The organism is Nocardioides sp. P5_C9_2 (assembly GCF_054049555.1).
The window spans coordinates 1-5,529 of the sequence record NZ_JBFUMD010000255.1 but is presented as its reverse complement, the minus strand read 5'-3'; the positions used below and the strand labels follow the sequence as shown (position 1 = coordinate 5,529).

Annotated in this window: 5 protein-coding genes; 4 read left to right on the top strand and 1 reads right to left on the bottom strand. The window is 74.0% G+C overall.

The window, feature by feature from the left end; genetic code table 11:
* Both ACXJKL_RS13235 and ACXJKL_RS13230 read left to right on the top strand, forming a co-directional pair.
* Positions 1 to 1,119: radical SAM/SPASM domain-containing protein (locus tag ACXJKL_RS13235; RefSeq protein WP_457207511.1), on the top strand; the 1,119-nt coding region annotated here is incomplete at its 5' end.
* Positions 1,116 to 1,907 (top strand): class I SAM-dependent methyltransferase, encoded by a 792-nt coding sequence (locus tag ACXJKL_RS13230; protein ID WP_457207510.1) that lies wholly within the window; start codon positions 1,116 to 1,118, stop codon positions 1,905 to 1,907. The genes ACXJKL_RS13235 and ACXJKL_RS13230, both read left to right, overlap by 4 nt.
* Here ACXJKL_RS13230 and ACXJKL_RS13225 read toward each other — a convergent pair.
* Positions 1,870 to 3,966 carry an aminotransferase class I/II-fold pyridoxal phosphate-dependent enzyme gene (locus ACXJKL_RS13225; protein ID WP_457207509.1) on the bottom strand — a complete coding sequence of 699 codons (2,097 nt, stop codon included), beginning with the start codon at positions 3,964 to 3,966 and terminating at the stop codon, positions 1,870 to 1,872. The two genes, ACXJKL_RS13230 and ACXJKL_RS13225, sit on opposite strands and share 38 nt — an antisense overlap.
* Positions 3,967 to 4,125: 159 nt before the next feature.
* Between ACXJKL_RS13225 and ACXJKL_RS13220 the strand changes: the two genes are divergently transcribed.
* Complete coding sequence (locus ACXJKL_RS13220; RefSeq protein ID WP_457207508.1) at positions 4,126 to 4,590, top strand: hypothetical protein; 465 nt, start codon at positions 4,126 to 4,128, stop codon at positions 4,588 to 4,590.
* Positions 4,590 to 5,529 (top strand): methyltransferase domain-containing protein (locus tag ACXJKL_RS13215; protein ID WP_457207507.1); only part of this gene is annotated, 940 nt, incomplete at its 3' end. The genes ACXJKL_RS13220 and ACXJKL_RS13215, both read left to right, overlap by 1 nt.

The window sequence follows — 5,529 nt, the reverse complement described above, 5'->3', positions numbered from 1 at the left end:
GCCATGACGTCACCACGTCGGTCCCCCGTGGCCGGCCTGCGGGACAGGGCCCGGCTGGCGCGGTTCTTCGCCCGCCTGGCGGTCAAGGAGCACATCGCGCCCGGGCTGCGCGTGAAGCCACTGGTGGCGGAGCTCTTCCTCACCGACAACTGCAACCTCAAGTGTGTGAGCTGCGCGTGCTGGCGCACGGTGACCCGCGGCGAGCTGACCGAGGAGGAGTGGCGCGGAGTCATCGACGAGCTCGCCGACTACGGCATCCTCAAGGCCAACTTCACCGGCGGCGAGCCGCTGCTGCGCAGCGATGCACCGCGCCTGATGGCGCACGCCCACGGGCGGGGCATCCGCAACCTGCACGTCAACAGCAATGCCGTGCTCCTGGACGACCGGCGACGCGAGGCGGTGCTCGAGGCCGGCGTGCGCAGCTTCAACATCTCGGTCGACGGCCCGCGCGCCGAGGTGCACGAGCGGGTGCGGGGAGTCGTCGGGTCGTTCGCGAAGACCGTGCGCCACCTCGAGCGCCTGATCGAGCAGCGCGACGACCTCGGGCTCCGGGTCCGGATGAACTTCACGGTGATGCGCTCCAACGTCGACGAGCTCCCGGCCATGATGGAGCTCGCCCAGGACCTGGAGGTGCAGCTGTACCTCAACCTCGCGACGGACCACACCTTCCTGTTCCGGGACGGCCAGGTCTCCATCGAGACGCGGGTCGACGGCGACCGGATCTCCGCCGCCATGGCGCGGGTCGAGGACCGGCTGCGGATCGACTCGCGCTTCGTGCCGCGCTACTCCGAGCTGGCCTACGTACGACGCCACTTCGAGGACCTCCTCCAACGCGACCTTCCGTGCGCCGAGTCGCTGCTGAAGGTGATGGTCCACTCCACCGGTGAGATCGGCGGCTGCTGGGGCCACGACGCCCGCGCCGACGTCCGGGACACCCCGATCGCGGAGATCCTCGCGAGCGAGGCCTACCGGGAGGAGCACGCGCGGCTCTTCCGCAAGGAGTGCTCGGGCTGCGGCAGCAACTACGCGCTCAACCTGGCATGGCGCCCACGCACCTACGTCGAGGACGCACTGTGGCGTCTGGGCCGGCGCCGACTGGTGCCCGCGGGCGCGGCATGAGGCCCAGCGCTCCCCTCTACGACCGCCTGGCGCCGACGTACGTCGAGCACTTCGACGTGGTGCACCGCCGGGCCTACGACCGGCTCGCCTGGGAGATGTGCGCGGAGGCGTTGCCCGGGGCTCCCGCCGTGGTGGTGGACGTCGGGTGCGGGGTCGGCCGGTGGGCCCGACGCCTCCTGGACGCCGGCTACGCGGTCACCGGTATCGAGCCGGCGCACGGCATGGCCGACGAGGCGGAGCGCTCACGGCCGGACGCCGACGACCGGATGACCCTCGTACGCAGCAGGGTCGAGGACGTCGCCCTTCCTCTCGCCTCGGTCGACGCGATCGTCGCGATGGGCTCGCTCCAGTACACCGAGGACCCCGCGGCGCAGATCGCTCGGTTGGCGGGGTGGTTGCGTCCCGGCGGGGTCCTCGCCGTGCTGGTCGACGGGCTGCTGGCGCTGGCGCTGGAGCTGATGGCGGCGGGCAAGGAGGAGGAGGCCGCGACCCGGCTCGCCACGAGGCGGGGGGTGTGGCGCGTCGAGGACGTCGAGGCCGACCTGCACCTGCTGGACGCGGCGGCGCTGCACCGGGCCTACGTCGACGCCGGTCTCGAGGTCGAGCGCGTGGCCGGCCTCCTGGTGGGGGCCAGCGCCTTCGGGCGCGAGGACCTGGCCCGGCGCCTGACGAGCGACTTCGAGGGGGCGCTCGCCGTGGAGCGAGGGCTGGCTGCCGAGCCGGCGCTGGCCGACCTCGGCAAGCAGCTGCTCATCGTGGGTCGTCGCCCACCTCGTCGAGGGCGCTGAGCACCGACCAGAAGACCCGCTCCGCCTCACCGACGCTGAGCTCGGAGGACATGGGCAGGGCCAGCGCCTGGTCGTGCAGGGCGTCGGTCACCGGCAGGTGCGTGCCCTCCGCCGCGGGGCTCCACGGCAGACGGTGCAGCACCGGCGCGTAGTACGGCTTGGTGCCGATGCCCAGGGCGTCGAGCTTCTTGACGAGCCGGTCCCGCTCGACACCGGTGAACCGGGCGACCCAGTGCACCCAGGCGTGGACGTCGCCGTCCGCCGTGCGCTGCGGCACCACCCGCGGGTCGGCGCGTTCGAGCTCGGCGTAGACCTGCGCCACCGCCGTACGCCGCACGACGAGCTGGTCGAGCCGCTCGACGAGGTCGAGGCCCGCGGCCGCGTGCACCTCCCCCAACGTCGTGGAGCGGGTCCAGTCCACGGTGGACCGCAACCGGTCGGCGTCGGCCTCGGTGAGCACGACCGCTCCGCCACCACCGGCGGCGGAGACCACCTTGGCGAAGCTCATGGAGAAGGCGTGGGCGTCGGCCTGGGAGCCCACGGGTCTCCCCCGCGTCCGCGCACCCAGGGACGGAGCCGAGTCGGCGACGACCGGCACTCCGTGCCGTCGGCAGACCGCCCCCACCGAGTCGTAGTCCGCCGGGGCGCCCAGTGCGTCCACCACCACCACGACCCGGACGTCACCCGGGGCCAGCGCCTCCTCCAGCCGGGCCGGATCCATCGTCCACGTGTCGGGGCGGACGTCGCAGAACCGCAGCCGGTAGCCCAGCTGGACGAGGTATTCACCGGTGGCGGCGAAGGTGAACGACGGCAGGACCGCGACGTCCCCGGGACGGGGCGGCCCGGCGACGGCCACCGTCGCCAGCCGCAGCGCGGCCGTGCCGGAGGAGGTGGGCAGGAGCGTCAGCCCGTCGGGGAGCTCGAGCCGGTCGCACAGCTCCCGGGTGAGCGCCCGGGACCAGCGACCGTCCTTGAGCGAACCGGTCCACAGGCTCTCCTGGATGCGCTCGGCCAGCAGCCCGGGACGTTCGGGGCGCGGCGGCTCGACCACCGGGATCAGGCGACCGGTGGGCGGAGCCCCCTCGTCGCGCAGCCGGCGCACGAACGACCTCACGGAGCTGGCCAGGCCCTCCGCGCCGACGCCGGTGAGCGCCTCGAACCGCGCGGTGTCGACCAGGCCGGTGGCGTCGATGGTGGGAGGTGCGACCTCGCGGACCTCGGCCTCGACCCCGAGCTCGTCGAGGATCAGCGCGGCCAGGTCGACCAGGTCGAGACACCCGGCGCCGGCGTTGTAGGTCCCGGCCGGCACGTCGGTGACGAGCACGTCCGCCAGGTCCTCCAGCGACAGGAGCGTGCGCCGGACGTCCACGACCGTGAGCGGCAGGCCGGCGAGCGCCCTGCGCGTCAGCCTGGCCACCACCCGGTCCTGCCCCGTGCCGAAGAGGTTGGTCACCCGGAGCACGGTCAGCCGATCGGCGGGCACGACGTCGGCCACCATCAGCTCCTGGGCCCGCTTGGCGAGCGCGTAGACCCAGCGTCCCCCGGGGTCGCGGTCGGCCAGGCTGCGGCAGAGCCGCTCGAGCCGCCAGGGCGGGCAGGGACCATCCGCCATGGCCAGCAGCTCGGCGTTCCAGGCGCGCAGCGCGTCGTCGTCCACGGGCAGCTCGGGGACGGTGCCCTCGTGCTGCGGGCCCGGCGCGGTGCCGTAGACCTCGACCGACGACACGAGAGTGACGCGGCGACCCGACAGCACCGGCAGCAGACGCGCGGTCGTCACCGCATGGTCGAGGACCAGCTGCCAGCTGCGGACGGCGCGCGGGTCGCTGTTGCCGGCCATCAGTGCGACCGGGCCGGGAGGAAGCGACGCCAGGGCCTCGGTCAGGTCGTCGGTCAGCAGGTCCGCCGGCACGAACCGCACGCCGCTGCGCGTGGGGGCGCAGGAGCCGACCCGGTCGACCGAGACCACGTCCCGTCCCGTCGCCCAGCAGCGCTCGACGACCGCGGACCCCAGGAACCCGGCCCCGCCCACCACGATCAGCGGCGCGGCGAGATCACCCATCGTGGCTCCTCGTGACTACGGCTGCGTCCGGCTGCGGCATCTCCGAACGCTAGATCCGTCGCCGGCACGTCGACACCGGCCGACACGTCGTCCCCCCAAATCAGGGTACCGACGGGACGCGCCGTGCCCGCTCCACGCGGACGTGCCTACGGTGCGGCGATGGGCGACCCCGCACGGCGGATCCTGATGATCAGCAGCACGGGTGGCGTGCTGCTGGACCTGATGGCCCTGCGCCCGTGGTGGTCGCGCCACCGGGTGAGCTGGGTGGCCGTGGCCGGCCCGGACACGCAGGAGGTCCTGGCCGCGGAGCGGGTGACGTGGGCCGAGGAGCTCACCCCCCGTCAGCCACTCGCAGTCGCGCGGGCGACGCTCGCGGCGCGCGCACACCTCCGGCGCGACCGCATCGACCTCGTGGTGTCCGCGGGCACGGGGGTCGCGGTGCCCTACTTCCTCGCCGCCCGGCTCGACGGGGTGCCCTCGTGGTGGGTGGAGACCCTCAACGTGATCTCCGGCGCCGGGATGGCCGCCCGCATCTGTGGCCGTGCGGCGGACCTGGTCGTCGTCCAGCACAGCAGCATGCTCGCCGGCTACCCGCGCGCGCTCCACGTGGGCGAGCTCTWCTGATGGCCCAGGCCCCCCGCCTCGAGGTGTTCGTCACCGTCGGCATGGGCCCGTGGCCCTTCGACCGCCTGCTCACCGCCCTGACGGAGGTCTGCGCGCAGCACGACGTCTTCGTGCAGACGGGCGTGTCGACGTACGCCCCGCCGTGCCCCCACGCCGCGTTCCTCGGCTTCGAGGAGACCCAGCGACGCCTCTCCCGGGCCGACGTGGTCATCACCCACGGCGGCAACACCGTCCGCCTGGTGCAGCGCTCCGGCAGGATCCCCATCGCCGTCGCCCGCGAGGCCGCCCGCGGTGAGATGCGCAACGACCACCAGGTCGCCTACCTGCTCGACGAGGTCGCCCTGGGCCGCGTCGTCGCCCTGGACGGCGCCCTGCAGGGCCTCGCCGACGCGGTGTCGCAGCACCCGGAGCGCGAGCAGGCCCTGCTGCGCACGGGGTCGGGGCTGCCGCCGGTCGACGGCGAGCGGGTGGGCGACCTGCTCGATGCGGTGGCCGGTGAGGACGACGTACGCCGCCGCGGCTCGGGTGCCCAACCCTTCCGGCGGCACCCCACGGCCCGCTACCGATGGGCCTTCGACCGCCTGGAGGATCGCACCGGACTGCACCTCGACCTCGGGATCGGCGACGCGGAGCTCGCCGCAGCCCTCCACGACGGCACGTCGCTCCGGGTGGTCGGGGCCGACCCGCACGGCGGCTACCTGTCGGCCGCCCGGGTCCGGCACCCCGGCCTGGCGCTGGTCCGGGCGGCGGACCGCCTCCCGTTCGCGGACGGCATCTTCGACTCGATCAGCATGCTCGACGTCCTCGAGCACACGGCGGACGACCGGGCGGCCCTGGCCGAGGTGCGTCGTGTCCTGCGGCCAGGCGGTCTGCTCGTGCTGACGGTGCCGGCCCGGCACGTCTTCTCCTTCCTCGATCCCGACAACGCGAAGTTCCGCG